25 protein-coding genes and 2 pseudogenes are annotated in these 25,905 nt (G+C 72.2%); 13 read left to right on the top strand and 14 right to left on the bottom strand.

The genetic code is table 11. The features are described from left to right. Nucleotides 1–137: 137 nt before the first annotated feature. Nucleotides 138–1,181 carry a zinc-dependent alcohol dehydrogenase gene (locus tag LWF15_RS18770; protein ID WP_232812142.1) on the bottom strand — a complete coding sequence of 348 codons (1,044 nt, stop codon included), beginning with the start codon at nucleotides 1,179–1,181 and terminating at the stop codon, nucleotides 138–140. 78 nt (nucleotides 1,182–1,259) lie between these two features. Beyond that, nucleotides 1,260–1,514, bottom strand: a complete 255-nt coding sequence (locus LWF15_RS18765; protein WP_232812141.1) for a hypothetical protein — start codon at nucleotides 1,512–1,514, stop codon at nucleotides 1,260–1,262. A 158-nt stretch (nucleotides 1,515–1,672) separates the two neighbouring features. Here LWF15_RS18765 and LWF15_RS18760 point away from each other — a divergent pair, with 158 nt between their 5' ends. From LWF15_RS18760 to LWF15_RS18750, 3 genes are all read left to right on the top strand, one after another. Then, complete coding sequence (locus LWF15_RS18760) at nucleotides 1,673–2,941, top strand: sensor histidine kinase (RefSeq protein ID WP_232812140.1); 1,269 nt, start codon at nucleotides 1,673–1,675, stop codon at nucleotides 2,939–2,941. After that, nucleotides 2,929–3,585 carry a response regulator transcription factor gene (locus tag LWF15_RS18755; RefSeq protein ID WP_232812139.1) on the top strand — a complete coding sequence of 219 codons (657 nt, stop codon included), beginning with the start codon at nucleotides 2,929–2,931 and terminating at the stop codon, nucleotides 3,583–3,585. Before LWF15_RS18760 ends, LWF15_RS18755 begins: the two co-directional genes overlap by 13 nt. Before the next feature lie 248 nt (nucleotides 3,586–3,833). Then, a complete protein-coding gene (locus tag LWF15_RS18750) occupies nucleotides 3,834–4,724 on the top strand; it encodes a tetratricopeptide repeat protein (protein WP_232812138.1) in 891 nt (296 codons plus the stop codon). Nucleotides 4,725–4,730: 6 nt separating this feature from the next. Here the strand turns inward: LWF15_RS18750 and LWF15_RS18745 are convergent, their stop codons facing one another. Continuing rightward, nucleotides 4,731–5,171 carry a hypothetical protein gene (locus LWF15_RS18745; protein WP_232812137.1) on the bottom strand — a complete coding sequence of 147 codons (441 nt, stop codon included), beginning with the start codon at nucleotides 5,169–5,171 and terminating at the stop codon, nucleotides 4,731–4,733. A 134-nt stretch (nucleotides 5,172–5,305) separates the two neighbouring features. On the opposite strand from LWF15_RS18745, the gene LWF15_RS18740 reads away from it, so the two are divergent. The 4 genes from LWF15_RS18740 to LWF15_RS18725 all read left to right on the top strand — a co-directional run bounded on the left by LWF15_RS18740 (nucleotide 5,306) and on the right by LWF15_RS18725 (nucleotide 10,179). Next, a complete protein-coding gene (locus LWF15_RS18740; RefSeq protein ID WP_232812136.1) occupies nucleotides 5,306–6,013 on the top strand; it encodes a GOLPH3/VPS74 family protein in 708 nt (235 codons plus the stop codon). Between the two features lie 271 nt (nucleotides 6,014–6,284). Then, nucleotides 6,285–7,841, top strand: coding sequence for an N-acyl-D-amino-acid deacylase family protein (locus tag LWF15_RS18735; RefSeq protein WP_232812135.1), 1,557 nt, complete (start codon nucleotides 6,285–6,287; stop codon nucleotides 7,839–7,841). Then, a complete protein-coding gene (locus tag LWF15_RS18730) occupies nucleotides 7,838–9,145 on the top strand; it encodes an alanine racemase (protein ID WP_232812134.1) in 1,308 nt (435 codons plus the stop codon). The genes LWF15_RS18735 and LWF15_RS18730 overlap by 4 nt, the downstream gene beginning before the upstream one ends. Nucleotides 9,146–9,207: 62 nt before the next feature. After that, nucleotides 9,208–10,179: a serine hydrolase domain-containing protein gene (locus tag LWF15_RS18725; RefSeq protein WP_232812133.1), complete on the top strand. Its 972-nt coding sequence runs from the start codon at nucleotides 9,208–9,210 to the stop codon at nucleotides 10,177–10,179. On the opposite strand, the gene LWF15_RS18720 is transcribed toward LWF15_RS18725, so the two are convergent. Then, nucleotides 10,163–10,708 (bottom strand): TetR/AcrR family transcriptional regulator, encoded by a 546-nt coding sequence (locus tag LWF15_RS18720; RefSeq protein ID WP_232812132.1) that lies wholly within the window; start codon nucleotides 10,706–10,708, stop codon nucleotides 10,163–10,165. The genes LWF15_RS18725 and LWF15_RS18720 overlap by 17 nt on opposite strands. 106 nt (nucleotides 10,709–10,814) lie before the next feature. Between LWF15_RS18720 and LWF15_RS18715 the strand changes: the two genes are divergently transcribed. Then, complete coding sequence (locus LWF15_RS18715; protein ID WP_232812131.1) at nucleotides 10,815–11,207, top strand: VOC family protein; 393 nt, start codon at nucleotides 10,815–10,817, stop codon at nucleotides 11,205–11,207. Here LWF15_RS18715 and LWF15_RS18710 read toward each other — a convergent pair. After that, nucleotides 11,197–11,532, bottom strand: a complete 336-nt coding sequence (locus tag LWF15_RS18710) for an antibiotic biosynthesis monooxygenase family protein (protein ID WP_232812130.1) — start codon at nucleotides 11,530–11,532, stop codon at nucleotides 11,197–11,199. The two genes, LWF15_RS18715 and LWF15_RS18710, sit on opposite strands and share 11 nt — an antisense overlap. A 127-nt stretch (nucleotides 11,533–11,659) precedes the next feature. On the opposite strand from LWF15_RS18710, the gene LWF15_RS18705 reads away from it, so the two are divergent. Continuing rightward, entirely contained in the window at nucleotides 11,660–12,862 is a 1,203-nt protein-coding gene (locus tag LWF15_RS18705) for a hypothetical protein (protein WP_232812129.1), read from the top strand. Here LWF15_RS18705 and LWF15_RS18700 read toward each other — a convergent pair. Continuing rightward, nucleotides 12,850–13,410, bottom strand: coding sequence for a TetR/AcrR family transcriptional regulator (locus LWF15_RS18700; RefSeq protein ID WP_232812128.1), 561 nt, complete (start codon nucleotides 13,408–13,410; stop codon nucleotides 12,850–12,852). The two genes, LWF15_RS18705 and LWF15_RS18700, sit on opposite strands and share 13 nt — an antisense overlap. Next, nucleotides 13,410–13,991 carry a sugar O-acetyltransferase gene (locus tag LWF15_RS18690; RefSeq protein WP_269810440.1) on the bottom strand — a complete coding sequence of 194 codons (582 nt, stop codon included), beginning with the start codon at nucleotides 13,989–13,991 and terminating at the stop codon, nucleotides 13,410–13,412. The genes LWF15_RS18700 and LWF15_RS18690 overlap by 1 nt, the downstream gene beginning before the upstream one ends. A 47-nt stretch (nucleotides 13,992–14,038) precedes the next feature. Here LWF15_RS18690 and LWF15_RS18685 point away from each other — a divergent pair, with 47 nt between their 5' ends. Next, the gene (locus LWF15_RS18685) at nucleotides 14,039–15,298 is read left to right on the top strand and encodes an MFS transporter (protein WP_232812127.1); all 1,260 of its coding nucleotides are present in this window, start codon (nucleotides 14,039–14,041) and stop codon (nucleotides 15,296–15,298) included. A gap of 12 nt (nucleotides 15,299–15,310) precedes the next feature. Next, nucleotides 15,311–16,062 (top strand): annotated as a pseudogene (locus LWF15_RS37640) (maleylpyruvate isomerase family mycothiol-dependent enzyme). 19 nt (nucleotides 16,063–16,081) lie between these two features. On the opposite strand, the gene LWF15_RS18675 reads toward LWF15_RS37640, so the two are convergent. The 4 genes from LWF15_RS18675 to LWF15_RS37635 form a co-directional block, all read right to left on the bottom strand. Continuing rightward, nucleotides 16,082–16,945, bottom strand: a complete 864-nt coding sequence (locus LWF15_RS18675; protein ID WP_232812125.1) for a carbohydrate-binding protein — start codon at nucleotides 16,943–16,945, stop codon at nucleotides 16,082–16,084. Continuing rightward, complete coding sequence (locus LWF15_RS18670) at nucleotides 16,942–18,138, bottom strand: sensor histidine kinase (RefSeq protein WP_232812124.1); 1,197 nt, start codon at nucleotides 18,136–18,138, stop codon at nucleotides 16,942–16,944. The genes LWF15_RS18675 and LWF15_RS18670 overlap by 4 nt, the downstream gene beginning before the upstream one ends. 106 nt (nucleotides 18,139–18,244) lie before the next feature. Next, nucleotides 18,245–19,825 carry a carboxylesterase/lipase family protein gene (locus LWF15_RS18665; protein WP_232812123.1) on the bottom strand — a complete coding sequence of 527 codons (1,581 nt, stop codon included), beginning with the start codon at nucleotides 19,823–19,825 and terminating at the stop codon, nucleotides 18,245–18,247. Between the two features lie 131 nt (nucleotides 19,826–19,956). Continuing rightward, nucleotides 19,957–20,502: a MarR family winged helix-turn-helix transcriptional regulator gene (locus LWF15_RS37635; RefSeq protein WP_232812122.1), complete on the bottom strand. Its 546-nt coding sequence runs from the start codon at nucleotides 20,500–20,502 to the stop codon at nucleotides 19,957–19,959. Between the two features lie 23 nt (nucleotides 20,503–20,525). Between LWF15_RS37635 and LWF15_RS18655 the strand changes: the two genes are divergently transcribed. Beyond that, complete coding sequence (locus LWF15_RS18655; RefSeq protein WP_232812121.1) at nucleotides 20,526–22,640, top strand: MMPL family transporter; 2,115 nt, start codon at nucleotides 20,526–20,528, stop codon at nucleotides 22,638–22,640. Nucleotides 22,641–22,681: 41 nt separating this feature from the next. On the opposite strand, the gene LWF15_RS18650 is transcribed toward LWF15_RS18655, so the two are convergent. Then, nucleotides 22,682–24,277, bottom strand: coding sequence for a multicopper oxidase family protein (locus LWF15_RS18650; protein WP_232812120.1), 1,596 nt, complete (start codon nucleotides 24,275–24,277; stop codon nucleotides 22,682–22,684). Between the two features lie 31 nt (nucleotides 24,278–24,308). After that, a complete protein-coding gene (locus tag LWF15_RS18645; protein ID WP_232812119.1) occupies nucleotides 24,309–24,884 on the bottom strand; it encodes a TetR/AcrR family transcriptional regulator in 576 nt (191 codons plus the stop codon). 87 nt (nucleotides 24,885–24,971) lie between these two features. Between LWF15_RS18645 and LWF15_RS18640 the strand changes: the two genes are divergently transcribed. Next, nucleotides 24,972–25,541 carry a dihydrofolate reductase family protein gene (locus LWF15_RS18640; protein WP_232812307.1) on the top strand — a complete coding sequence of 190 codons (570 nt, stop codon included), beginning with the start codon at nucleotides 24,972–24,974 and terminating at the stop codon, nucleotides 25,539–25,541. A gap of 166 nt (nucleotides 25,542–25,707) precedes the next feature. On the opposite strand, the pseudogene LWF15_RS18635 reads toward LWF15_RS18640, so the two are convergent. Continuing rightward, nucleotides 25,708–25,905: pseudogene (locus LWF15_RS18635) on the bottom strand (NADP-dependent oxidoreductase); the annotation flags it as partial.

The following is a 25,905-nucleotide window of genomic DNA, read 5'->3' as shown; positions in this document are numbered from 1 at the left end:
CTGCAGGTAGACGCTGGGCGGAACGCCGAACCGGGCCACGAAGGGTGCCGTAACGTCTCCGGGCTGCCGATGCCCACCTGCTGGGCGGTGACGGTCACCGAGTGCCCGGCCTGCAGCGCCTGGCCCGAGTGAGCTGCTCAGCGCTGCGGGTCGACGAGGACCTTGGCGTGCGTGGTGCGGCCGGAGTCCAGTTCGTCGAGCATGGCCGCCAGCTCGCTCAGACCGATGGTGCCGGTGTGCAGGTCGGCCACCCGCACCGAGCCGTCGGCGATGGCCCGTTGGGCGCCGAGGAAGTCGTCGCGGGTGTAGGCGAGTGAGCCGATCACGGTGAGCTCGCGGATCTGCCAGTCGCCGTAGCTGACGGTGGAGTCGGTCATCGGGAAGCCGAGCAGGGAGAGGGTGCCGCCACGCCGGACGAGTTCGGCGGAGGGCTGCAGAAGGGCGGCTACACCGGTGCATTCGTACAGGACGTCGGCGCCCAGGCCGCTGGTGATCTCGAGGATGTGGGCCTTGGCCGCCTCGCCCGGGGCCAGGACGTCGGTGAAGCCGAGCCGGGTGGCGGCTTCGCGGCGCTGTTCGTTGGGCTCGATCACCACCAGGTGACCGGCGCCGGCGTGACGGGCGTGCTGGGCCGCGAGCAGGCCGATCGGCCCGGCGCCCTGCACCACCACGACGGCGCCCAGGGGCTGGCGGGTGCGGCGTACGGCGTGGAAGGTGACGGCGGTGGGTTCGACCAGCGCGGCCTCCACGTCGCTGAGGCCCTCCAGCACCGGCATGACCCGGCGGGCGGAGACCACCAGCGACTGGGCGAAGGCCCCGTGCTGCGGGGCTCCGGGGGCCACGCCGTTGGCCTCGGCGAAGGCCAGGTCGCAGTGGCCCGGGTGACCGGCCTGGCACTGTGCGCAAACCCCGCACGCCGCACCGACACTGGCGATCACGCGGGTGCCTTCCGGCAGGCCCTCGACGTCGTCGGCGGTGGCCGCGACCACACCCGTCCATTCGTGCCCGAAAACGGCGGCCGGGATCTGGCCCCCGCTGGTGTAGTTGTGCGTGTCGGTCGCGCAGATACCGCAGTAGGTGATGTTCACCCGGACCATGCCCGCAGGCAGGGCCGAGGGCACTGCCTCCTGCTCGACGGTGAGGCTGGAAACGCCGTTGACCTTGGCATACGTGGTAGTCACGAATTCAACTTTAGGACGCCGGTGAGCGGCTCGCGCGCTCGGGTCACCAGATAGCCTACAGGTGTAGGATAAACCGGACTATTCGGCCGGGCGAATGATCGGCAGGACCACCGGCCGGGGTGAGCGCTTCTGGGCGAGCCTGCGGAAAAGGCCTTCCAGATGCCGGGCCGAGTAATTCACGGCGGCCACTTCCGGCCGCCGTTCGGGAATTGCCTTTGGGTATTCCTGCTCTATGTAAGCCCGGAGCAGGTGCCAGCTTTCGCGGCTGGAGGCCATGGCGGCCAGGTGTGCCGGAAGTGGGCCCTGGCTGGGCCCCGGCGCATTCTTGTTCATGATCTGTGATCCCCCCGTTCTGTTCCTGAGTGTGGCCCGTGAAGCTTCAAGATCGTGCGGAAACGGCGAACAAAGACTGGTCACCATTTCGGGGGGGCAGGTCAGGTCAGGGTGAGCCGGGATGTGGCACTTTCCGGTGGTCCGTATACGGTCGCGCCGTGGCGCAGAGGCGAGACCGATGGCAGGACATCCGGACCGGGCTGGTCGAGGCCTCCGGCCGGGCCGTGGCCGCGCTCGAGCAGTTGGCCGGGGGGATGAGCACGGCCGCGCTGGCCCTCTCGGCCGCCTTCCTGGTGCTGATCACGCTGATGCTCTGCGTGGTCGGCATCGGCTTCCTGATGGTGCCGACCGTCCTGGGGATCGTGCACAGTGTCGCCGGCCGTGAGCGGGCCCGGCTGACCCGCTGGGGCGAGCCGGTGCTGGGGCCGGCCGAGCCGGTGGTGAAACTGGCGGCTGTGCTGCGGGATCCGACCACCCGAAGGGAACTGCTGTGGCTGCCCGTGCACGGGGTGTTCGGGCTGGCCCTGGGCTTCTTCGGGGTGCTGCTGCCGGTGCTGGCCTTCCGGGACGCCACCTTCCCGCTCTGGTACCCGTTCATCCCGCCGGAATACGCCACCGCCTCGATCGGGGTGTGGACGGTGCATGGCGGGCTGCAGGTCTTCGTCGTGTTCATGATGGGCGTGGGCTGGACGGCGATCCTGCTCGGCCTCAGCCCCGGGATCGCCCGCCTGCAGGGTTGGCCCGGGCGCAGGTTGCTGGCCCCGCCGCCGGGCACTGATCTGTCGGGCCGCATCGCCGAGCTCACCTCGTCCCGCGCGGCCGCGCTGGACGCGCACGCCACCGAGCTGCGCCGGATCGAGCGGTCGCTGCACGACGGCACCCAGAACCGGATGGTCGCGGTGACGATGCTGCTGGGCGCGGCCCGGCGGGCGCTGGCCCGCGAGAACGCCGACCCGGCCGTGGTGGACCAGGTCCTCGCCCAGGCCCAGGACGCCGCCGAGGACGCGCTGAAGGAGCTGCGCGGGGTGGTGCGCAGCATCCTGCCCCCGGTGATCGAGGACCGGGGCCTGGCGGGCGCCCTGTCGGGTCTGGCCGCGAACTGCGCGGTGCCGACCACCCTGGACGTCGCGGTGCCCGGCCGCTGCGCCGCATCGGTCGAGGCCACAGCGTATTTCGTGGTCGCCGAGGCACTGACCAACGTGGCCCGGCACTCGGGGGCCGCCTCGGCCGCTGTTAGGCTGCGCCGCCGGCAGGAGCGGCTGATCATCGAGATCGAGGACGACGGTCACGGGGGCGCCGACGAGAGCGCCGGTTCCGGGCTGGTGGGCCTACGGCGCCGGGTCGGGGCGCACGACGGCACCGTGACGCTGAGCAGCCCGGCCGGTGGACCGACGATGCTGAAAGTGGAGTTGCCGTGCGGATCGTGATCGCCGAGGACGACGCGCTGCTGCGCGAGGGACTGGCCTCGCTGCTGCGCGCCGAGGGGCTGGACGTGGTGGCCACGGCGCCCGGGCCCGAGGCGTTCCTGGAGGTGGTGGACGAGCAGCGACCGGACGTGGCGATCGTCGACGTGCGGATGCCGCCCACCCACACCGACGAGGGCATCGTGGCGGCGGTCGAGGCCCGGCGCCGGCACCCGGAACTGGCGGTGCTGGTGCTCTCGGCCTACGTCGAGCAGTCCTTCGCCACCGACCTCCTGGCCGGTGGTGCGCACCGGCTGGGCTACCTGCTGAAGGAGCGGGTGGGCCGGGTGGAGGAGTTCCTCCAGGCGCTGAACCGGGTGGCCGAGGGCGGCACCGCGATCGACCCGGAGGTGGTGGCCCAGCTGATGACCCGCTCGCGGCCCGACCCGGGCATGGAACGCCTGAGCCCGCGTGAGCGCGACGTGCTCGCCCTGATGGCCGAAGGGCTGGGAAACACCGCCATCTCGGAGAAACTGGTGGTCACCGAGGGCGCCGTGCACAAGCACATCCGCAGCATCTTCGCCAAGCTCGACCTGGCCCCGACCGACCACACCGACCGGCGCGTGGTCGCCGTCCTCAAGTACCTCGAGGACGGCGAGCGGCGGTAGGGACTCAGCACGACCGGACGAGTGCGGTGAGCGTGGTGGTCAGGCCCACGCCGGCGATGGTCAGGGTGACGATCAGGGCCACGAGACCTGCCCGTCGGGTAGGCATCCCGGAGGCCTCCTGCTGTTCACGGTGGTTTGTCGCACTGTTCGGCGGCCGGCTCCAGCATCCCGGGCAGCGGCCGCTGACTCGATCCCGCAAACACCACTCACCGGGTACAGCAGGCACTACCTGATGGTTGACTGTGTGGATGGGAGACACCGCGGAGATCCTTCGCCTGCACACCACTGCGGCCTCGACCCTCCCACGCGCGGTCGGCGTGCTGTTGCTGGACGTGTGGGACGCGGGCGACGAACGGGCGCTCAGCGCGCGGGTGCTGGTCGAGGTGCACGAGCCCGGCCTGCCCGCCCATCCGCGGGTCGTGCTGCGCGGCAACGGGGTGGCCTTCGCCATGTTCCTGCGGCAGGACGGCGCCCGGGTGCGTTCCCTGGCGGCGCGGGCGGTCGCGCTCACCGAGCAGGCGGTCGGGCCCGAGCACCCCTACGCCGCCACCCAGCTCGGCCACCTGGCCGTGGCCCTGGCCCGGGTGAACGAGTGGCAGCAGGCCGCCGACCTGCTCGAGCGGGCGCTCGGGGTGACGGTGGCCGCGGTCGGCCGCGACGACCTGCGGGTGGCCCGGCACCTGAACAACCTGGGCCTGGTGCGGCTGCGCCTGGGCGAGACCGAGGCCGGGCTGGCGATGCTGGAGCGGGCCCGTTCGGTGGCCGAGCAGGAAGGCTCGGCCGGTCCCGAACTGGCGGCGGTGTTCAGCAATCTGGCCAAGGCCCGGCTGCTCGGCGGTGACCACGAGGGCGCCCGGCAGTCGTTGTCGAAGGCGACGCAACTGGCCGAGCGGGTCGACCGCGTGCGCCGGCCCGAGTCGGCCGCCTACACCAACAACCTCGCGGTCATGCTGGCCGCCCACCTCGGTCTGCCGGTGGCGGCGCGGCCTCTGGCCCGGCAGGCCCTCACGCTGGGTGAGAGCAGCGGGCACGGGGTGATCGACACCTACCTGCGCAATCTGGCCGCAGTGATGCGCAGCCTGGGCGAGGAGGAGACGGCCCGTGACCTGGAAGCCCGCGCGGTGCGGCTGATCTCGTAGCTGATCTCACAGCCGCCGGAACTGGCTCCCCGCGGCCAGGCGCCGCTCCAGCAGTTCGCGCAGCGACATCGACTCGCCGTCGCGCGCGCCCCGGCCCACCGCCAGCGGCGGCGCCGAGGGGGCGATCCGGGCCCCGCGCAGCCGCTCGGCCAGTCCGCCGGGGGTGACCAGCACGTAGAACTGCCCGTCCTCGCTGATCCCGAGCGAACCGCTGGGCTGCAGGTACCAGCCGCTCAGGCCGGTGCGGAAGGTGGCCGAACCGTTGTAGGCCCGGGCCCGCAGGGGCCCGGCCGGCAGGCCCAGTTCCCGCGCCCGCACCAGGAAGTCCGCCACCAGGGCCTGGGCCTGCAGTTCCTCCGCCGCCTCGGCGCGCTGCCGGGCCCGTTCGTGTGCCTCGAAGGCCTCACGGCGGCGGGCCGGCCAGTCAGCGTCGTCCTGGTGCTCCATGCCTTCACCGTACGACGGGGCGGTGCGCCCCCTACGGTGGCCTGCGGGCATCGGTGTTTGACTGTGCCGCAGGGGCATGGTCTGCACTGACGTCTGCACTGACCGAACTGCTGACCGACATCGCTGGAGGACGGATGACCGAGTACACGCCGCAGGAGACGCTCCTGGTCGAGGACCTGATGCTGCTCCTGCTCAGCGACGAGAAGGGCAGCGTGCCCTCCGAGCACGTCCTGAACTACATCCTGGGCGGCGCCCTGCTGGTCGAGCTGACGCTGCTGGACCGGGCCGGTCAGGACGACAAGAAGAGCGTGTTCAGCGGGCGCAAGATCCTCGCGGGGGGCGACGGGCCGCTGCCCGACCCGCTGCTGCAGGAGGCGTTCGACGTGGTCGCCGAGAAGCCCCGGGCCTCGATGACGGTGCTGGAGCGGCTGGGCCGGGGCACCCAGAAGAAGGTGGTGGCGCGCCTGGTCGAGCGTGGCATGGTGCGGGAGGAGAAGAAGAAGATGCTCGGGCTGATCCCGCGCACCGTGCATCCGGCCGCCGACGGCACGCACGAGACGGCGGTGCGAAGGGACGTGCGCGCGGTGCTGGCCGACGGTGCCGAGCCCGACGTGCGCACCGCTGCACTGATCGCGCTGCTGTCGGGCAGCGACACGCTCAAGCCGGCGCTGAAGGACATGGACCCGCCGCTGCCGTGGTCGTCAGAGGTGAAGAAGCGGGGCAAGGAGATCCAGGAGGGCGACTGGGGCGCGAAGGCGGTCAACGACGCCGTACGGACCATCACCGCCGCCATCGCCTCGGGGGCGGCCGCCGCGGCCGCGGGAGCGGCCGTCACCTCGTAGGCCCTGGATGCGCTGGGGGCACGGCGATCGTGCCCCCAGGGTGACCTGTAGCACCTTCTGGCACCGGGGGCCTCTCCCGACCACCGCATCCGGAAAGGTCCCTCTGGCGTGCAGCGACGTGGTGGTGTTGACTCGCAAACGGGCGTAGATCGTCCATTGCTGGAAATCGCCCGTGTTCGCCCGGTGTCGCGCGGCGGGTGAGCCGGCAGTTCGTGGCGGTGCGTCAGGTGTGCCGGCGGGCGTTCGGCGTTGTTCGGCAGGGAGGTGCGCCGTGGTGCTGGATGTGCTGCTGGCCGGTGGTGAGATCGCCGACGGGTCGGGTGCCGAGCCGCGCCGTGCCGATGTGGGCATCAAGGACGGCACGATCGCGCTGATCGGGACGGGTGACGGGGTCGAGGCCGTTCGCACGGTGGACGTGCGCGGTCGGCTGCTCCTGCCCGGACTGGTCGATGCGCACAGCCACGCGGAAGGGCTGATCGGCTCACCGGAACTGGAGCTCGCCTGCCTGAGGCAGGGAGTGACCACGGTGGTGCTCGGGCAGGACGGCGTGTCGGTCGCCCCCAGCTCGGCCGCCGCGGCGCCGGAGCTGTCGCGTTACTTCGCCGCGGTCAACGGGCCCTTCCCGGAGCCGCTGGCCGGTGGCGCCACGGTGGCGCAGTTGCTGGAGTACTACGACCGGCGCGGCGCCCTCAACGTGGCCTACCTGGCCCCGGCCGGCACGGTGCGGGCCTCGGTGGCCGGGTTCGGGGCCGGCCCGGCCGATCCGGCCCCGCAGACCGCCCTGCTCGAGCACGCCCTCGACGAGGGTGCGGTGGGCCTGTCGACCGGCCTGGAGTACGTGCCCGGCGGGTATGCCGGGCCGGACGAGCTCTCGGCCCTGCTGAAGGTGGTCAGCCGGGCCGGGGGTGTGCACGTCTCGCACATCCGCGGCTACGAGCAGGATGCGCCGCGGGGGATGGCCGAGTTCCTGGTGCTGGCCGCCGAATCCGGTGTGCGAGCTCACGTCTCGCACTTCCACGGTCCGGCCGACCTGCTGCTGCCCGAGGTCTCGCGGGCGCACCGGATGGGGGTCGACCTGACCTACGACACCTACCCCTACCGGCGCGGCAACACTCTGCTGGCCATGCTCGCGCTGCCCAGATCCCTGCAGGACGCGGCCCCTTCGCAGACCCTGGCCCGGCTGGCCGACGCGAGCGTACGAGAGTCGCTGCGGCAGGAGTGGTTCCCGGCTCTGGCCGAGCTCTTCACCCGGGTCACGCTCTCCTCGGTGCCCGCCGCCCCGTGGGCCGAGGGGCTGACCGTGCCCGAGGCCGCCGCCCGGGCCGGGCAGACGCCGGGCGACCTGGTCTGCGACCTGATCCTGGCCAGCGACCTGGCCGTCGCCTGCGTGGTGCAGCAGCCCGCCGCCAACACTCCGCAGGACATCCGCGATCTGCTGAAACAGCCCGAGCACATGGGTAGTTCGGACGGGATCCTGGTCGGCGGCCACCCGCACCCGCGCGGTCGGGGGGCGTTCGCCCGGATGCTCGCCCGGCACACCCGCGACCTGGGCGACTGGACCTGGGGCCAGGCGGCCGTGCACCTGTCGAGCCGGGCCTGCGAACGCTTCGGTCTGGCCGGGCGCGGGCGGCTGGAAGAGGGCTACGCGGCCGACGTCGCCGTGCTGGAGGTGCCGGCGCTGGCCGACCGGGCCACCTACGCCGAACCGCTGCGGCTGGCCGAGGGCGTCGAGCTGGTGCTGGTGAACGGACAGATCGTGCTCGAGAAGGGGCAGCTGACGGGCGGCCGGTGCGGCCGGGCCCTGCGGCGAGGGGAGAGGGTGCGATGAACGGTGGGGCGGATGTGAACGGCATGCGGGCCAAGGCCCGGCACGAACTGGCCGGCCTGCGCGTCGGCGTCACCGAGAAGGGCTGGGGCGCGCTGGTCTCGCGCGGCACGGTCACCGCCCAGCGGCTGCGGGAGAGCCCGGTGCCGCTGCACGAGGGCGACTTCACCTTCCCGCTGGCGGTGATCGACCGCGCGGCCCTGCTGCACAACATCGGGGCGATGGCGAGCTGGTGCTCCGAGCACGGCATGCAGATCGCCCCGCACGGCAAGACCTACATGTCCCCCGAGATCGCCCACCACCAGCTGGACAACGGCGCGTGGGCGATCACCGTGGCCGGGGTGTCGCAGCTGCAGGCCTACCACGCCTACGGGGTGCACCGGTTCGTGGTGGCCAACCAGCTGGCCGACCGGGCCGGGATCACCTGGCTCTCGCGCCGTCTGATGGCCGAGCCCGAACTGCGGGTCTACGTGAACGTCGACTCCGCCGAGGGCGTCGCGTTCCTCGCCGACGAGCTGGTGCACGCCGGGGCCCGCCGCGCCCTCGACGTGCTGGTCGAGCTGGGCCACCCGGGCGGGCGCACCGGAGCCCGCTCACCCGACGAGGCCCGGGCCGTGGCCGTGGCGGTGGCGGCCCGCCCGGAACTGCACCTGGCCGGAGTCAGCGGCTACGAGGGCACTCTGGGCCACCACGGCACCGCCGAGGAGAACGAGCGGGTGGCCACCTGGTGCCGGGAGCTGGCCGAGCTGGGCGCCGACCTCTTCTCCGCCGGGCTGCTCGCCCCCTCGTACGTGGTCTCGGCCGGGGGCAGCGCCTTCCCCGACGTGGTGGCGCTGACCCTGATGACGGCCGCGGTCGAGGGCGACCCGGTGATCGTCCTGCGCAGCGGTGCCTACGCCATCCACGACGACGGCTACTACGCCTCCGTCACGCCGCAGCAGCGCGCCGCCGACGGCCCGCCGCTGCGTCCGGCCCTCTCGATCTGGGCCCCGGTGCTCTCGCGCCCCGAACCCGGGCTCGCGCTGTTGCTGCTGGGCCGCCGGGACGCGGGATTCGACGAGGGCCTGCCCATCCCGCGTGAGATCCGCCACCGGGACGGGCGCCGCACCCCGGCCTCCGGCCTTACCGTCACCGCCCTCAATGACCAGCACGCCTTCCTCGACCTGCCGCCCGACACCGAGCTGGCGCCCGGAGACCTGGTACACGTGGGCATTTCCCACCCCTGCACCACCCTGGACAAGTGGCGGGTGATCCCGGTGCTCGACGAGGAGGAGTTCGTGGTGGACCTGGTGCACACCTTCTTCTGAGTGTCGCGGGCTGGTCCCGACGTCGTGGACAGCGGGCCGCCGGGCCAGCCAGGATTGCGCTCGTGAGCGACGTTTGGGGGGACGCTGCGCTGGCTGGGCAGGCGCAGCGCATGCTGGGTAAGAAACATCCGGTGGCCGCGGTGGCGTCGGTGAACCACGACGGCGTGGTGACTGCCGGGTGGGGCGCGCCGGCCGAGGCCGACTTCGAGATCGGCTCGATCAGCAAGGGCGTCACCGGGCTGCTCTACCGCGACGCGGTGGAGCGAGGGGTGCTGCGCGGCGACACCCGCATCGGTGAACTGCTGCCGGTGCGGGCGGGCTGCCCGGTGGCCGGGGTCGAGCTGGAGGCCGTCTCCAAACACCGCTCCGGCATCCCCAGCATTCCGTCGGCCCGCTCGCCCTACCGCCGCTCGCTGCGGTTCTGGTGGAACGGCACCAACCCCTACGGCGACACCGTGGCCGAGATGATCGAGCAGGCGGGCGCGGTCGAACTGCGCAACCCCCGGCCCCGCTACTCCAACTTCGCCTTCGAGCTGCTCGGCCACGCGGTGGCTGCGGCTCAGGACTCCACCTATCCCGAGCTGGTGCAGGAGCGGATCGCCGGCCCGCTGGGGCTGAAGTCGTGGTATCTGCCCGCCACCGAGGCCGACCTGCGCCCGGGCTCGCTCACCGGTCGCACCCGCGGCGGCCGCCCTCGGCCGGCCTGGCCGGGGCAGGCCCTGGCCCCGGCGGGCGGGGTGCGTTCCAGCATCGGCGACCTGGCCGAGCTGACCCGGGCGCTGCTGGAGGAACGGGTGGCCGGGCTGTCGGCGCTCGACCCGGTGGCCCGGTTCGTGGGCGGCGTGCGGATCGGCGCCGCCTGGATCACCCTCGAGCACAAGGACCGGGCGATCACCTGGCACAACGGGGGCACCGGCGGATTCCGGACCTGGCTGGGGATGGACCGCGAGGCCGGCTGCGGGGTGGTGGTGCTCTCGGCCACCGCTGCCTCGGTCGACCAGGCCGGCTTCCGGCTGCTCAGCGAGCGGAACTGAACCGCAGCCCGTCGATCAGCAACCGCACCATCCGCCGGGTGTGCTCCTCGTCGCCGGCCAGCGACAGGTTGGCCACCGCCCGCAGCAGGTCGACCGGCTCCACGGCGCCGGCCCGGATCTGGCCGGTGGCCTCGGCGGCCTCCAGCAGCGAGTGCACCACCGGGCCGAAGTTGGCCTCGAAGTAGCGCGGCAGGGGCTCGTAGGCCGGGTCGCCGGAGTGCAGGGCCGCGGCCAGGCCGCCCTTGGTCGCGATGAAGCCGGTGAAACGCATGAGCCACTGCAGCAGCGCCTCGATCGGCTCGTGCTCGGCGCTCAGCCGCGGGGCCTCGGCCGCGGCCGCGTCGACCTCGCTCTTGAACACGGCGGTGATCAGGTCCGAGCGCTGCGGGAAGTGCCGGTACAGGGTGCCGACCCCGACCCCGGCCCGGGCCGCGATCTCGCGCACCGGGGCGTCCACACCGGACTCGGCGAACACCGCCTTGGCGGCCTCGAGCAACTGCCCGACGTTGCGCTGGGCGTCGGCGCGCATGCGGTACTCCTGCCACGATCGTTACTGGAGGGTTGTTCCGCTTCACAGCGTAGGGCCTCGGTAAAGCAGACGACGAACCCGGCCACGACCTGGTAGGCAGGGGCCCATGACTTCTCGAGTGCAGCACACCACGTTCGACTGTGCCGACGTCTGGGCGGTGGCCACGTTCTGGCGGGAGCTCACGGGTTACGGCGACGACCCGGCCGACCCGAACGTGCCGGGCGACACCGAGCTCCTCCTGGTCCCGCCGGGCGGCGGGCCGGGCCTGCTGTTCGCCTCGGTGCCCGAGGGCAAGACCGTGAAGAACCGGCTGCACATGTGCATGACACCGCTGGAGCGCACCCGCGACGAGGAGGTGGCGCACCTGCTCACGGTGGGCGCGACGGTGGTGTCCGACCAGCGCACCGAGGACGGTGCGGGCTGGGTGGTGATGGGCGACCCGGAGGGCAACGAGTTCTGCGTGCTGCGCAGCGACGCCGAGCGCGGCCTCAGCGCATGAGGATGTCGCTGAGCACGCCGGGGCCCTGCAGGTCGAGGCTCGGGCGCTCGACGAACACGTCGATCAGCAGCGGCCGGGTCAGGTAGGGGCGCACCGGCGCCCAGGCCTGGTCGAAACCGTCCGAGGCGACGAAGTCGCCCAGCTCCTCGGCGGTCTCCCAGAACACCTGGATCTGGTACTGCGAGGGCTGGTCGGCGCCCTGGGCCACGTCGAAGCGGCGGAAGCCGGGGGCGGCGAAGGCCCGTCGGCGCACGTCGAGCAACGCGGTCTCGAAGGCGGTCTGGCGCCCGGGCACGACCGCCACCTGAACCTGCTGGATCAGCATCTGGTCAGGCTAGAGGAATCCGGGCCGCGCGGCGCCCGGTGAAACGCCCGATACAGCAGCAGTGAATCGCCGGTTCCTGCTCGCCGATCGCCTATGGTTGTCGGTGGTGGTCAGTACTCTCGGCGGCATGGTGAACGAGGGGGACGTTCCAGGTGCGGGGCTGCCGGCTGAGCTTTCGGCCGGAGTGCTGAAGTGGCTGATCGACTCCGACCCGGCGCTGCGCTGGCAGGTCGAGCGGGACCTGGCCGACGAGCCGCCCGAGGTCTGGCAGGCCACCCGGGCGCGGGTGGCCCGGGAGGGATTCGGGGCCAGGCTGATCTCGCTGCAGGATCCGGACGGCCAGTGGGCGGGCGGGGCCTACTTCCCGAAAGAGCCGACGGGGGTGGGGGAGCCAGCGTCGGTGGGAGAAGCAGAGTCAGCGTCGGTGAAAGAGCGGGCGTCGGCGGGAGAAGCAGAGCCAGCGTCGGTGGGAGATCCGACGGCGGCGGGAGAAGCAGTGGCGGCGGGAGATCTGGTCCGGCCGGCGGAGCTGGAGCCGACCGGGGAGCTGGAGCCGACCGAAGAGCTGGGGCCGCCGGAAGAGGGGCAGCCCTGGACGGCCACCACCTGGTCGCTGAACACCCTGCGCGAGTGGGGTGCCGACGCCGCGGCACTGGCCGGCACCGCCGAGAAGCTGGCCGCGGGCTGCCGCTGGGAATACGACGACCTACCGTACTGGGACGGCGAGGTCGACTGCTGCATCAACGCGTTCACGCTGGCCAACGGGGCCTGGCTGGGCGCGGAGGTGGGCGGCATCGCGCGCTGGCTCGTCGAGCACCAGATGGCCGAGGGCGGCTGGAACTGCATGTGGGTGGAAGGCTCCACCCGCGCTTCGTTCCACTCCACGCTCAACGTGCTCAAGGGCATCCTGTCCTACGAGCAGGCCACCGGTGCAGGCTCAGCCGAGCTGCGGGCCGCTCGCCGGGCCGGCGAAGAGTACCTGCTGAAACGGCGCCTGCTGTACCGGCTCTCGACCGGTGAGTCGCCAGGTCCCTGGGTCGGGCATTTCACTTACCCGTTCCGCTGGTTCTACAGCGCACTGAACGCTGCGGATTACTTTCGGGAGGCCGCCCTGCACGACGGCGTCCCGCCCGACCCGCGCATCGCCGAGGCGGTCGAGCTGATCCGGCAGGCCCGCCAACCCGACGGCACCTGGCTGCAGGCCGAACCTTTCCAGGGGCAGGTCTGGTTCGACGTCGACGTTCCCGAGGGCGAGCCGTCCAAGTGGCTCACGCTCTCGGGCACCCGGGTCCTGCGCTGGTGGGAGCCGGGGCAGGTTCAGGCGTCCTGAGGTGGTGGGGCGGGGCGGGTGATCCGGGCGACCGCCTCGACCACCGCGGCCGTGTCGTGCGGCTCGGTGTCCAGGGCGCGGTGCAGGGTGAGTCCCTCGTTCAGCGCGTCCAGCAGGCGGGCGGTCAGCGGGTCGAAGTGGCGTTCCAGAGCAGCCCGGCTGCGCGCCATCCAGGCGTTGGTGATGGTGCGGAAGGCCGGTTCCCGGGCCGCCAGCGTGTACAGCTCCTGGGTCAGCACCAGCTCCCTCTGGTTCTGCAGCGTGTCCTGGGTGATCAGCTCCACCGCAGCCCGCCGGGCTCCCTCCAGGTCCGGCACCGTCGCCATCCGGGCCTCGAATCGGTTGCTGATCTCCTGGGCGAACCGGGTGAAGGCCTCGCGCAGCAGTTCGTCCATGCCCGCGAAGTGGTACGTCATCGAGCCCAGGGGCACGTCGGCGGCGGCCGCCACCCGGCGGTGCGACGTGCCCGCCACCCCCGACTCCGCAATCACGTCCAGGCAGGCGTCGATGATCCGGTCCCTCCGCTCAGGGTCGAAGCGCCGGGCCATCAGACGGAACGCACCACCCGGGCCGGATTCCCGACCGCCACCACGTTCGCCGGGATGTCGCGCGTCACCACCGCTCCGGCGCCGATCACCGAGTTGTCGCCGATCGTCACCCCGGGGCAGACGATCACCCCGCCGCCCAGCCAGACGTTGTCGCCGATCGTGATCGGCCGGGCCGCCTCCAGCTTGTCCCGGCGCGGCCGGGGCTCCACCGGGTGGGTGGGCGTGAGCAACTGGACGTTGGGGCCGATCTGGCAGTCCTCACCGATCCGGATCTCGGCCACGTCCAGCGCGGTCAGGTTCATGTTGACGAACGTGCGCGCACCCACGTGCAGGTTCTCGCCGTAGTCGACGAACAGCGGTGGGCGGATCGCCGCGCCCTCGCCGACCGTGCCCAGCACGTCGGCCAGGGTCTGCCGGGCGGCCTCGTCCTCGCCCCGCACCGACTGCAGCCGGTACTCCTCCAGCAGCAGCTGGGCGCGACGGTAGATGCGCTCGCTCTCCGGGTCGTCGGCGATGTACAGGTCCCCGGCCAGCATGCGCTCGCGGTTGGTCCGCGGGTCACCGGCGAAGTAGTCGGTCATGCGTACGACTGTACCCAACTACTGGACGGTTGTGTACAGTCGTACGCATGACCTCCGGTTCGCACGTCCGGGCGGAGACACCGCAGGCGCCCGGGGCGCCCGAGCGTCGGGCCCGGGTCGCCGTGGCGGCGCTGTTCTTCACCAACGGCGCCCTTTTCGCCAACCTGATTCCCCGCTACCCGCAGATCAAGGCCGATCTGGGGATGAGCAACGCGGTCTACGGCCTCTCGGTCGCCGCCTTCCCGATGGGTGCCCTGGTGGCCGGCACCGCGGCCGGGGTGGCGGTCCGCCGGCTGGGCTCGGCCCGGGCCGCGGTGCTCACCACACTCCTGACCGCTGTCGGGGTGCTGGTCGCCGGTCTGTCCCCGACGGCCGTCCTCTTCGCCCTGGCCCTGTTCGCGGCCGGCGGCTTCGACGCCATCACCGACGTGGCCCAGAACGCCCACGGGCTGCGGGTGCAGCGCCGCTACGGGCGCTCGATCATCAACTCCTTCCACGCCACCTGGTCGATCGGCGCGGTCACGGGTGGCGCGATGGCGGCCGGGGCCCTGGCCGTGGGGTTGCCCATCGGCCTCCATCTGGCGCTGTCGGGGGTCCTTTTCGCCGTGGTCTCGCTGGTGGCCCTGCGCTACTGCCTGCCCGGCCCGGACGTGGAGCCGGCCGTCGCCGAGGCAGCACCTGCGGGCCGGGCCGGGAGCGCCCTGAGGACCCGCACCCTTTTGATCGTGGCCGCGCTGGTCCTGGTCGCCACGGCCGGCACGCTGGTGGAAGACGCGGGGAACTCCTGGGCCGCGGTGTATCTCACGGCCGATCTGGGCACACCGGAGGCGCTGGCGGCCTCGGGCTACATCGCCATGGTGGGGGCCCAGTTCTTCGGCCGAACCATCGGCGATCGCCTGGTCGACCGGTTCGGCCAGCGCACGATCGCCCGGGCCGGGGGACTGCTGGTGGCCGCCGGGATGGGCCTGGCCCTGGCCGTACCCAACGTGCCGATGACCATCCTGGGTTTCGCCGCGGCCGGTCTGGGCGTGGCCACGCTGGTGCCCGCCGCGATGCACGAGGCCGACGAACTGCCGGGCCTGAAGCCCGGTACCGGGCTCACCCTGGTCTCCTGGCTGATGCGGATGGGGTTCCTGCTGTCGCCGCCGGTGGTCGGGTCGATCGCCGACGCCACCAGCCTGCGGGTGGGCCTGCTGGTGGTGCCGGTGGCCGGGCTCGTGGTGGTGCTGGCGGCCGGGGTGCTGACCCAGCGACCCGCCCCGGCGGTGAAGGACGAAAATGGTTCGCCGGTCCTCGAAGCCCGGTGATAGACAGCCCCGATGGAGTTACCCGAGCTACTGCGGCGGATCGACGAGCGGTCGACCGTCCTGCGCACCACGGTCGCCGCCGCGCCCAGCCTCGACGTTCAGGTGCCCACCTGCCCCGAGTGGACTCTTCTCGATCTGGCCGGCACATCGGCGTGGGGCGGCGTTCCTGGGCCGCCACCGTCGCAGCCGGGCCTGATGCCCCGGCCAAGATCACGGTGGAAGATGCCCCGCCGGGTGAGCGCGAGGCTCTGACGGCCTGGCTGGCCGCATCGACCCAGGAACTCCTGAACGCGCTGCGGGAAGCCGGCCCGGATCGCGGGTGCTGGACGTGGCGGAGGCGGTCGCAGTCGCCGCGCACCTGCGCAGCCGTGGCCCGCCACCAGCTGCAGGAGATCGCCGTGCACACCTACGACGCCCAGCTCACTGTGGGTTCCGTGCAGCCGTTGCCGCCGGAGGTGGCCCTTGACGGCGTCGAGGAGTTCCTGTTCACCTGCTGCGCAACCACAGCCGCCTGGCCGCACGAGAGCGCAGTCGTCGATCATCACGCCACGGAAGGCCGCTCCTGGCGTCTGTGGCTCTCCGCCGACGGCGCGCGGATCGCCCGCTTCACGCCCGCCACCGACGAGGAGCCGGACGTCAGCGTCCGGGGCACGGCCAGCGACCTGGTCCTGCTCTTCTACGGCCGCGTTCCGCTGGATGACCTGAAGGTGGAGGGCGACCGGCAGGTCTACGAGCGGCTGATCGGCTGGGACCCGGGCGTGTAGAACGGCATATGAAGCGGCATCAGTTCACGCTGATCTGGTCGAGGTCGGGGGCCAGCCCGATCGGGTTGTGGAACTTGATCGAGTTCTTGCCCTGTTGCAGGTCGACACTGACGCTGGTCCAGCCGGGCGTTTCCCAGCCGCCGGTGCCCTCCACGGTGAGCTTCTGCGCGGCGCCGCCGTTCACGCTTACGTACAGGTCGCGCTGGCGCTTGGACTCGTAGGCGATGCTCAGCTGCCGGGTGCCGGCGGTGTCCGACTCGACCGGCACGGTCAGGGTGGCGAGCAACCCCAGGCCGATGATGCGGCTGCCGGAGACACAGGTGGCGCAGTCCACGGCACTGACCAGCCAACGCTGGTTCGCGCTGTCGGCCGCGGCCACGGTGATCGGCTGCGCCGCGGGAACCTCGGGCTCGGAGGACGGCTGTGGCTCGGTGGGCGGCTGGGTCGCCGCCGGGTCGGTCGCGGTGGGGTTGGGCTCGTCGCTCGCCTCGGGGGAGCCCGAGTTCGAGGGCTTGGAGACGTTCTTGGTCTCCTTGGGTGCCTCGGAGGGGGTCTCGCTCGGTTCGGTTGAGGGCGTCACACCGGTGACGGTGGGTACGGAGGTCGGGTCGCTGCCAGGAACTGCGTCCGGAGCGCCGCCGTCTTCCGGGGCGCCGGATTCGTCGTCCTGGGTGGGGGCCTGCGCCACGGGGGACTCCACCGGCGGGGGCTTGTCCGGCAGCACGGTGGGCAGGGTGGGCACGGCTACGGAGGTCAGGGCGACCGCGGCGCCGAGCGTGGTGATCTGCCAGATGGGCGGTCCGGCGGGCCAGAGCCAGGCGCCGGGCAGGAAGGTCAGCGACTTGCCCAGCGGGGCCCCCGCCTTGAAGGTCTTCTTGCTCATGACGGCATCCCGTTCATCCGCACCCGGATCTCGGTGCCCGAGTGCGGCTCCGTGATGATGGTCAGGTCGGCGCCCAGGTAGGACGAGCGGGTGATCATCCGGCAGATCCCGTCGTAGCCGCCGCCGCGCAGCACCGCCGGGTCGTCCGGCAGGTCGAAGCCCTGGCCGTTGTCCTTGATGGTCAGCGTCACGACGTGTCTCCGTTCGGCCAGTTCCACCCGGGCCCGGGTGGCCCGCGCGTGGTGGGCGACGTTGCTCAGCGCGTCGTCGACGATCAGGGCCAGCTGGTGGCGCACCGGTACCCGCAGCCAGACCGGCGGCAGGTCGGTGTTCAGGCTGACCCGGGCCTGGGCGGCCCATTCCTGGCAGAGCTGCTCGAGCGGGTCGGCGAAGTCCTCGTGCGCGTAGTCGAAGCGGATGCCGCCGATCGGGGTGGCGGCCCGCTCCAGGGCCACGTAGGTGTCCTGGGCCAGGGTGCGCGCCAGTTCGTCGGCCAGGCGCCCGGCCCGGGGCCGGCGGGCGAACGAGAGCGAGGTGGTGCGTAGCGTGGACAGCACCCGGGCGTAGAGCTCGGGCATCGGCCGGGCCGGGTCGAGGTCGCGGTTGAGGCGGTCCTGCAGCACCCGGGTCAGGGTGATGGTGGAGGCCCCGGCCGCGACGATCAGGCCCGGCGCGGCCACCAGAACCACGGTGGTCAGCGGGGGAGCGACCTTGTCGGAAAGGACCAGCCAGCAGGTGGCCGCGGCCTGCACCGCCTGCCCACCCCACAACGGGATGCCGTGCAGGCCGAGCAGGGCCCCGGCCAGGGCGGCGGCCCCGACCTGGAACAGGACGTAGACCGGGTCACCGGTCCAGACCAGGAACAGCACCAGGGCCACGGCCGAGTCGGCGAGCACCAGACCGACGCGCGGCGGGCCGGAGGCCATCCGGCGCAACAGGTGGCACTCGGCCAGGGTGACTACGGCGATGATCAGGCACGGCAGCAGGTAGCGCTGGGCCGAGTCGCCGTCCACGCCGTTGAGCAGCAGGGCCGTCGCGGCGTAGAGCGCCGAGGCGGCCAGACGGGACAGCAGCACCGCCCGGGCCAGCGCGAGCACCGCGGCGGCCTGGACCCCCGGTTGCCCGGCCGGGACCAGCCGCGGCGAAAGACCGGGGGCCTCGGTCGACACCCCGGCGACACTCTGGACCAACACGCCCCTCCGGACAGTAATCAGGCATTACTCAGTAAGGACGCAAGCTATGACACGCCGGAGTGTAATGGTCGGCGAGGGGAGGCGCCGACCCGCTGACCGGGCGTGGCTAGAGGTCGGCCCAGAAGTCGCAGCGGTGCTCGACGCCGAGGTCTGCCGTCTCGATCAGGTCGGCCCGCAGTCGCAGGCTCTGCCCACCCGGCCCGCTGTACTCCGGCCACGGCGGCTGGTTCTGCGCCTTGGGCATTCCGTTGTGCGCGAACGAGGTCCAGTAGGCGACCATCGTCGCGGCCAGGTCGAGCTGCTCGCCCTCCAGCGGGTCCTGCCCGCGCAGGTCGAACAGGTAGGGCAGGTCGCTGCCCAGGGCGGCGGCCGGCTCGGCGAACTGGGCGGCGTAGACCGGGGAGCCGTTGGCGGCCAGCGCGGTGTCGCCCTCGAGCGTGGGGCACACCCAGGAACTGTCGGTGATCAGCGCCGACCAGGCCAGGGCCGGGCTGTCGTAGTCCGACAGCGGGTACTGGGCCAGCACCTCGGTCTCGTGGCCGGGGTAGGCGGCGGCGACGTAGGCCGGGTAGGACTTGCGGGTGAACGACTTCTCGTCCGCGGTGACGAAGGCCCGCGCCTCGTGGCGGTTGACGCTGGAGATCACCGGGACGGGGGAGACCCGCCCCTCCAGGACCGCCTGCGCCGGGTCCACCGGGAGCAGCGGGGTGCCGTAGGCGAGCACGTCGTGGAACTGCGGGGAGATCTCCAGCAGGTCCTCCACCGGGGTGGCGCGCAGGCAGTCGAGCACCTCCAGGCCGCGGCAGCCGGCCTCGCGGGCCTGGTCGACGCCCAGCGCCGCGCCCTCGGCGAGGCTGACGTACGGGCTGCGGGCCGGCGCGGACAACGTCAGCCCGTTCTCCGGCCAGCGCAGCCGGCAACTGCCGCCCGAGGACATGGCCACCTTCGAGGCCAGGCCCTCGAACTCGGGTGAGGTCAGGAAGGCACAGGCGCTCATCGCCCCGGCCGACTCACCGAAGACCGTGACGTTGTCCGGGTCCCCGCCGAAGGCGGTGGCGTTGCGCCGGGCCCAGCGGGTGGCCATGACCTGGTCGGCCAGGCCGAAGGTGCCGCTGCCCTCGAGGCCGGGCAGGGAGAGGTAGCCGAAGACGCCCAGGCGGTAGTTCACCGTCACGACGATCACGTTGCCCTCGGCGGCCAGGCGGGCGGCGTCGTAGTCGGAACCCGAGCCGTGGGTGTAGTCGCCGCCGTGCCACCAGACCATCACCGGCAGGTTCTGGCCACCTCGGGCGGTGGCCGGGGCGGTCACGTCGAGGAACAGGCAGTCCTCGGAGCGGCTGAGCGGGTTCTCCTCGGTCGCCGTCTGCGCGCAGCGGGGCCCGGACTTCCGGGCACTGACCGGTTCGACGGCCTGCTCGGCCAGTTCCGGCAGGGTCCAGCGGCGTTCGCCGGTGGGCGGCTCGGCGTACCGCACCCCCAGGAACCGGTTCACGAGCCCGTCGGCCTTGCCCTCCAGCCGCCCGCTGGTGGTCTCCGCCACCAGTGGGTCACCGGTGGGTGTGACGGCCGACGGGCTCGGAACGGTGGGGGCCGGGCTGTCGTAGGGGTTGTCGCGGGTGCAGCCGCCGACCGCGAGCACGAGCGTCAGCAACGCGGCCGGCACAGCCAGCGCGGACCGGGTGAACATGCGACTGCCTCCCCCCAGGCGAGTGGCTTCGACGCTACCTATGGGCGCCTTCGCCGCCGGTTGGTGCTAGCGGGGTTGCAGTGGCGATGCCGCCCGGGTTCAGTGCACGGCACCCACGCGGGCGGAGCCGGTCAGCGCTCGTCGATGTCGGCCCGGGCCGCGTGGGTGGCGGCCGTGGCCTCTTCCAGGAACTGCGCGATCAGCGCCAGCTCCTCGGCGCTGCGCCCGGCCAGGACGGGGGACATCCGGGCCCCCACCCGCCCGAACATCGCTGCTCCGACCGTGTGGGCGTGATCGGTGGCGACCACCACCACCGAGCGGCGGTCGCGCGGGTGCGGGTGCCGTTCGATGTGCCCCAGGCGCTCCAGCCGGTCGAGCATGGCCGAGGTGGCCGGCGCACTGAGCTGCAGGGCCTCGCTGATCCGGCGCGGCGTGACCGGCTCGGCCCCGGGGGCGGCGCCCGCCATGACCACCCGCAGCCCGTTCAGGTCGGTGCGGTGGATCGCCTCGTCGCGCCCGGTGGCGGCCAGGTACATCTCCGACTCGTTGGCGAAGGCGGCCATCGCCCGCACCGCCCGGACGGCCTCGGGCCGGGGATCGCGGTGCGAGTGCCGGGGACGGGCAGCCGTCGAGGGCTCTTCTTCGGTCACTGGGCGTTGCGGATTGGCGTCGTGCACCCGCTCATCATACTCTTTCGCTCGTGGAACTATTCGACGGTGGAACTAAACGCCGACTGCCCCATCTCGTCGGCCCGAAACTCAGCTGGATCGTCGTCCTGCTCGCGGTGATCTTCTCCGGGGTGGCCCTGTCCGCACCGATCACCGCCGACGAGTCCCAGAACGGGGTCGCCAACGTCCCCGCCGACGCCGAGTCGCGCCAGGCCGCTGACCTGCGCGACGAGATGGGCGGCAGCGAGGTCGTCCCGGCGATCGTCGTCCTCGACCGGGAGGGCCAGGCCCTCACCGAGTCCGACCGCACGGCCGTCGAGGCCCTCGCCAAGACCCTCCAGGAGTACTCGGTCGGCGGTGCGCCGGTCTTCCAGCAGCTCGCCGAGGACGGCCAGGCCGCCCTGATCGGGGTGCCGCTGTCCTCCAGCGCCTCCAACGACGAACTGGTCACGATCGTCGAGAAGATGCGCGCCCAGCTCGCCGACGAGGTGCCCGAGGGCATGCGCGCCCAGGTCACCGGCGGCCCGGCCTTCACGGTCGACCTGGCCGGGGTCTTCGACGGCGCCGACACCCGCCTGCTGTTCGCCACCGCCGGCGTGGTCGCCTTCCTGCTCCTGCTCACCTACCGCAGCCCCTGGCTGTGGCTGGTGCCGCTGGCCGTGGTCGGGGTCGCCGACCAGGTCGCGATCACCGTCGTCGCCGTGGGCACGAAGTTCCTGCCCTTCACCACCGACGGCGCCTCCGTCGGCATCACCTCGGTACTGGTCTTCGGCGCGGGCACCAACTACGCCCTGCTGCTCATCGCCCGCTACCGCGAGGAGCTGCGCCGGCACGAGAACCGGTACGACGCGATGAAGGTCGCCGTCGACCGGGCGGCCCCGGCCATCCTGGCCAGCTCCGGCACCGTCGTCCTGGCCCTGCTGTGCCTCGGCTTCGCCGAGAGCCCCTCCAGCCGCAACATCGGCCTGGGCGGCGCCCTGGGCATCATCACCGCCGTCGTCTACGCCCTGCTGGTGCTGCCCGCCGCGATGACCGTGCCCGGCCGCGCCCTGTTCTGGCCGTTCGTGCCCCGGGCCGGGCAGGACGTGCCCGAGCGGGCCGGCTTCTGGTGGCGCGTGGCCGAGGGGGTCACCAAGCGGCCCGTCCTGGTCGGCGCCGTCGCCCTGGCCGCGCTCGCCGTCCTGATGATCCCGCTGACCGGACTGAAGAGCGGTCTCTCCCAGACCGAGCAGTTCCGCGCCACCCCCGAGTCGGTCACCGGTCAGGAGACCCTGGGCGAGCACTTCGCCGCCGGTTCCTCCCAGCCCACCATCGTGGTGACCAGCACCGACAAGGCCCCGGCGGTGCTCGCCGCGGCCGAGGACGTGGAGGGGGTCCAGTCGGCCCGGCCCGGCACCGAGGCCGACGGCCGCACCGTGATCGAGGTGGTGATCAGCGCCGCCCCGGCCACCGACGAGGCCTTCGCCGTGATCGAGGACCTGCGCTCGGCCACCTCCGAGGTGGACAGCGGCGCCCTGGTCGGCGGCACCGACGCCGAGGCCCTGGACGCCGACCGCAGTGCCGACCGCGACCGCTGGCTGATCATCCCGCTGGTCCTGCTCGTGGTGCTGGCCGTGCTGCTGGCCCTGCTGCGCTCCCTGGTGGCGGCCGTCCTGCTGGTGCTCACCGTGGTCGCCACCTACGCCGCCGCGATGGGGGCCGCCTGGCTGGTCTTCACCAACGTGTTCGACTTCCCGGCGCTCGACCTCACCGTGCCGCTGCTGGCCTTCCTCTTCCTGGTGGCCCTGGGCGTCGACTACAACATCTTCCTGGCCACCCGGGCCAAGGAAGAGGCCGAGCAGTCGCCCGGAGACGTCTCCCGCGGCCCGATCTCGCTGGCCCTGGCCGTCACCGGCGGCGTGATCACCAGCGCCGGCGTCCTGCTGGCGGCGGTGTTCGCGGTGCTCGGGGTGCTGCCGCTGATCGTGCTCACCCAGATCGGCGTGATCGTCGGCATCGGCGTCCTGCTCGACACCCTGGTGGTGCGCACCGTGCTGGTGCCGGCCATGGTCACCCTGCTGGGCCGCTGGTTCTGGTGGCCGGGTCACCTCTCCCGCAAGCCCGCCGGCGACGAGGCGCAGCCGCAGAAGGAGACGGTCGCCCCCTGAGCCCGGCCGGCCCGCCCTCGTCAGCGGGGGCGGGCCGGCGCTCAGACCACCTCGAAGTTCGCCATCATCATCATGTCCTCGTGCTCCAGGTTGTGGCAGTGCAGCACCGCAGCCCCACGATGACCGTCGAAACGCACCAGCAGCTCGGCCCGGCCACCGTTGTCCAGGTTCACCGTGTCCTTCCAGCCGCCGTCGGCCCGGCCGGCGGCGGCTCCGGTGGTCCCCAGCACCTGGAAGGCGCCCAGGTGCACGTGGAAGGGGTGCTCGTTGTTCTGCGAGACCACCGTCCAGCGTTCCACCGTGCCCATCCGGACCTGGGCGAGTACCCGTTCGGGATCGAACGCCTCCCCGTTCACCGTCCACAGCGACATCCCGTGCGCCTCGGCCCCGCCCCGCCGGAAGGTGAACTCCCGCGTGGCCACCACGTCGGCCTCGCTCAGCACCTCGGGATCGGCCAGACGGTCGGGCAGCCGGCTGCCGTCGCGGACGTCCTCAGTCGTACCGGTGACCACGAACCGCATGACCTGCGCCGTCGTGCCCTCACCGCGTTCGTTCACCATCGTGACCAGATCGCCGTCGGCGTGGGCCGAGAAGTCGACCACCACGTCGAAACGCTCGCCCTGAGCCACGTCCAGGCGATCCAGCGGCACCGGCGCCGCCAGAAGTCCCTGGTCGCTGCCGATCTGGACGAACTGCGCCCCGCCGTCGAGGTCGTCGAGCCCGCTGTCCAGGCGCAGCCGGAAGCGACGGGCGTTGGAAGCGTTGAGGATCCGGAAGCGGTAGCGCGCCGGCGCGACCTCCAGCACCGGCCACGGGGCACCGTTGACCAGTACGCAATCACCCAGAACCCCGCTCATGTACTCGGCGGTGACCCCGGGCGTCCCCAGTAGTGAAGGATCCACCGAGGGGTAACGGAACGAGCCGTCGGCGGCGAACGAGCGGTCCACGATCATCAACGGCACGTCGCGCTCACCCGAGGGCAGCCCCAGGGCCTCTTCCTCCTCGTCGGTGACCAGGTGGAAACCGGCCAGCCCGCGGTAGACCTGAGGACCGGTGAAGTCCATCCGGTGGTCGTGGTACCAGAGCGTGGCCGCGGGCTGGTCGATCTCGTACACGTAGTCCCGCGAGCCCTGGGCGCCGTTGAGTCCCTGGCCGTGGCTGTCGGCCACCCGCCCGCTCACCGGGTGCAGGTAGTCGGTGGGGTATCCGTCCTGGTCGGCCGCCACCCGTCCGCCGTGCAGGTGCACCACCACCGGCACCGGCAGCTCGTTGGTGTGCTGGACCACGGTCCGCCGGCCCGAGCGGGACACGATCGTCGGGCCGGGGAAGACGCCGTCGTAACCCCACACCTCGGTGTCCAGGTCGTCGAGGATCCGGGCCGTACCGCGCTTCTGGGTGATCTCGTAGTAGTCGGTGCCGGCGTCGCTACGAACCGGTTTGAGGACGGGTGGCAGCGGCAGTGCGCGCAGGAACGGTTGCGGGAGTGGGGCCTGACTGGGCAGGAGCCTTCCCGCGCTGCCCTGCGCACTCGTGTTCGCACTGTTCTCCACCGCTCGCCCGCCACAGCCGGCCAGGACGATCGGGGCGGCGACCGCCAGGCGGAACAGGTCACGACGGGTCGGCGAGCGGCGGAGCATGGGGCCAGTCTGCTGTACCCCGCGCCCGCCCTCAGGAGGGACCCGGCAGCAGCCGATCGACCAGCGTCTGCACCACCTCGTCGACGGAGGTGCCCGGATCGATCGGGGTGGTCAGCCGATCCAGCACCAGGCCCTCCACGGCGTAGTGGAAGAGGGCGATGTCCTGAGCGGTCCCGGGCAGGCCGGCCGCCCGGTTGAAGTCCACGTCCGCGGCGAACCCGGCCTGCTGCCAGGCGGTGAGCGGCCCGGCCAGTTCCGGGCGGCGGCGCGACTCCAGACGTAGTTCGAACAGGGCGATGGTGGCCTCGGGAGCGGCCAGAAGCCTACGGACGATGTCGCGCGTGTACTCGGCGAACAGGGCCTTGGTCGGTTCCCGGGTACCCACCTGGGCCCAGACCTCCGGCGCGGGGGCCAGCCTTTCGCCGATCCGGTCGAACAGGCCCTGGATGAGGGCTTCCCGAGAGCGGAAGTAGTTCGACGTGGTGCCCGCAGGCACCCCGGCCGCCGCGTCCACCGCCCGATGCGTCAGCCCCCGGGCCCCCTGCGTGGCCAGGACGTGCAGGCCCGCATCGCCCAGCGCCTGACGTCGTGCCTCGTTCCGTGCCATGGAAACACCCTAGACGAACCACTACGGCCGTTGTAGTTTCTCTTCGTCCACGACATCTGTAGTGATCGGAGTACCGTCTTGCGTGAAGTGACGTACTACGTGGCCACCAGCCTCGACGGCCGCATCGCCGACCCGGAGGGGGGCTTCGACGCCTTCCCGATGGAGGGCGACCACATGCAGGTGCTCATGCACGAGTACACCGACACCATCCCCACCCACCTGCTGCAGCGGTTCGGCCTGACCGCCACCCGCTCGCGGTTCGACACCGTGCTGATGGGCTGGGAGACCTACACGCCCGCTCTGAAGGAGGGCATCGACAGCCCTTACCAGCACCTGCGCCAGGTGATCGCCTCGCGTCAGGAACGCGAGGTCCCTGACGGGCTGGAGGTGACCGCCGATCCGGTGCGGCGCCTGCGGGAGCTGAAGGCCGAGCCCGGTCAGGGCATCTGGGTCGCCGGTGGCGGCCGGCTGGCCGGCTCGGTGCTGGACGAGATCGACCGGCTGGTGCTGAAGATCAACCCGATCGTGCTCGGCGCGGGCATCCCGCTGTTCGGCGGCATCGAGTACTCGCCCCGCACGTTCACCCGGGTCGGCTGGCGCGCCTTCGAGTCGGGCACCGTGATCGCCGAGTACGAGCGAGCCGGTGCCGGGTCCTGACGCGCTCCGGCCCGGCGCCGGCCACGGGCGGGCAGCTTGCTGTATGTGTACAGGTGGTTCACCTGGTACACCGCTTCTTCTGCTCGCCGCCCTCGTCGAGTCAGGTCCGTGACGCCGTCGCCCCTCGCCGGTCGGTGCGCGGGGCGGACGGCGAGCACCGGCCGGCTCAGGCCACGACGATGACGGTCTTGCCGAGCAGCTTGCCGTCGGCGGCGTCCTGGTGCACGGTCGGCAGTTCGTCGAGGGAACGGCGGTCGGCGATGTTCAGCTGCAGCCGTCCGTCGTCGACGCGGGCCACCAGGTCGGCCAGGTGGGCGGCGTCGGGCGCCACCCACACCCCGGCGGTGCGTACCGAGCGGGTCTC

This window comes from Kineosporia rhizophila (genome assembly GCF_021277265.1).
GTDB lineage: Bacteria > Actinomycetota > Actinomycetes > Actinomycetales > Kineosporiaceae > Kineosporia > Kineosporia rhizophila.
This window is presented reverse-complemented; position numbering and strand designations above follow the sequence as displayed.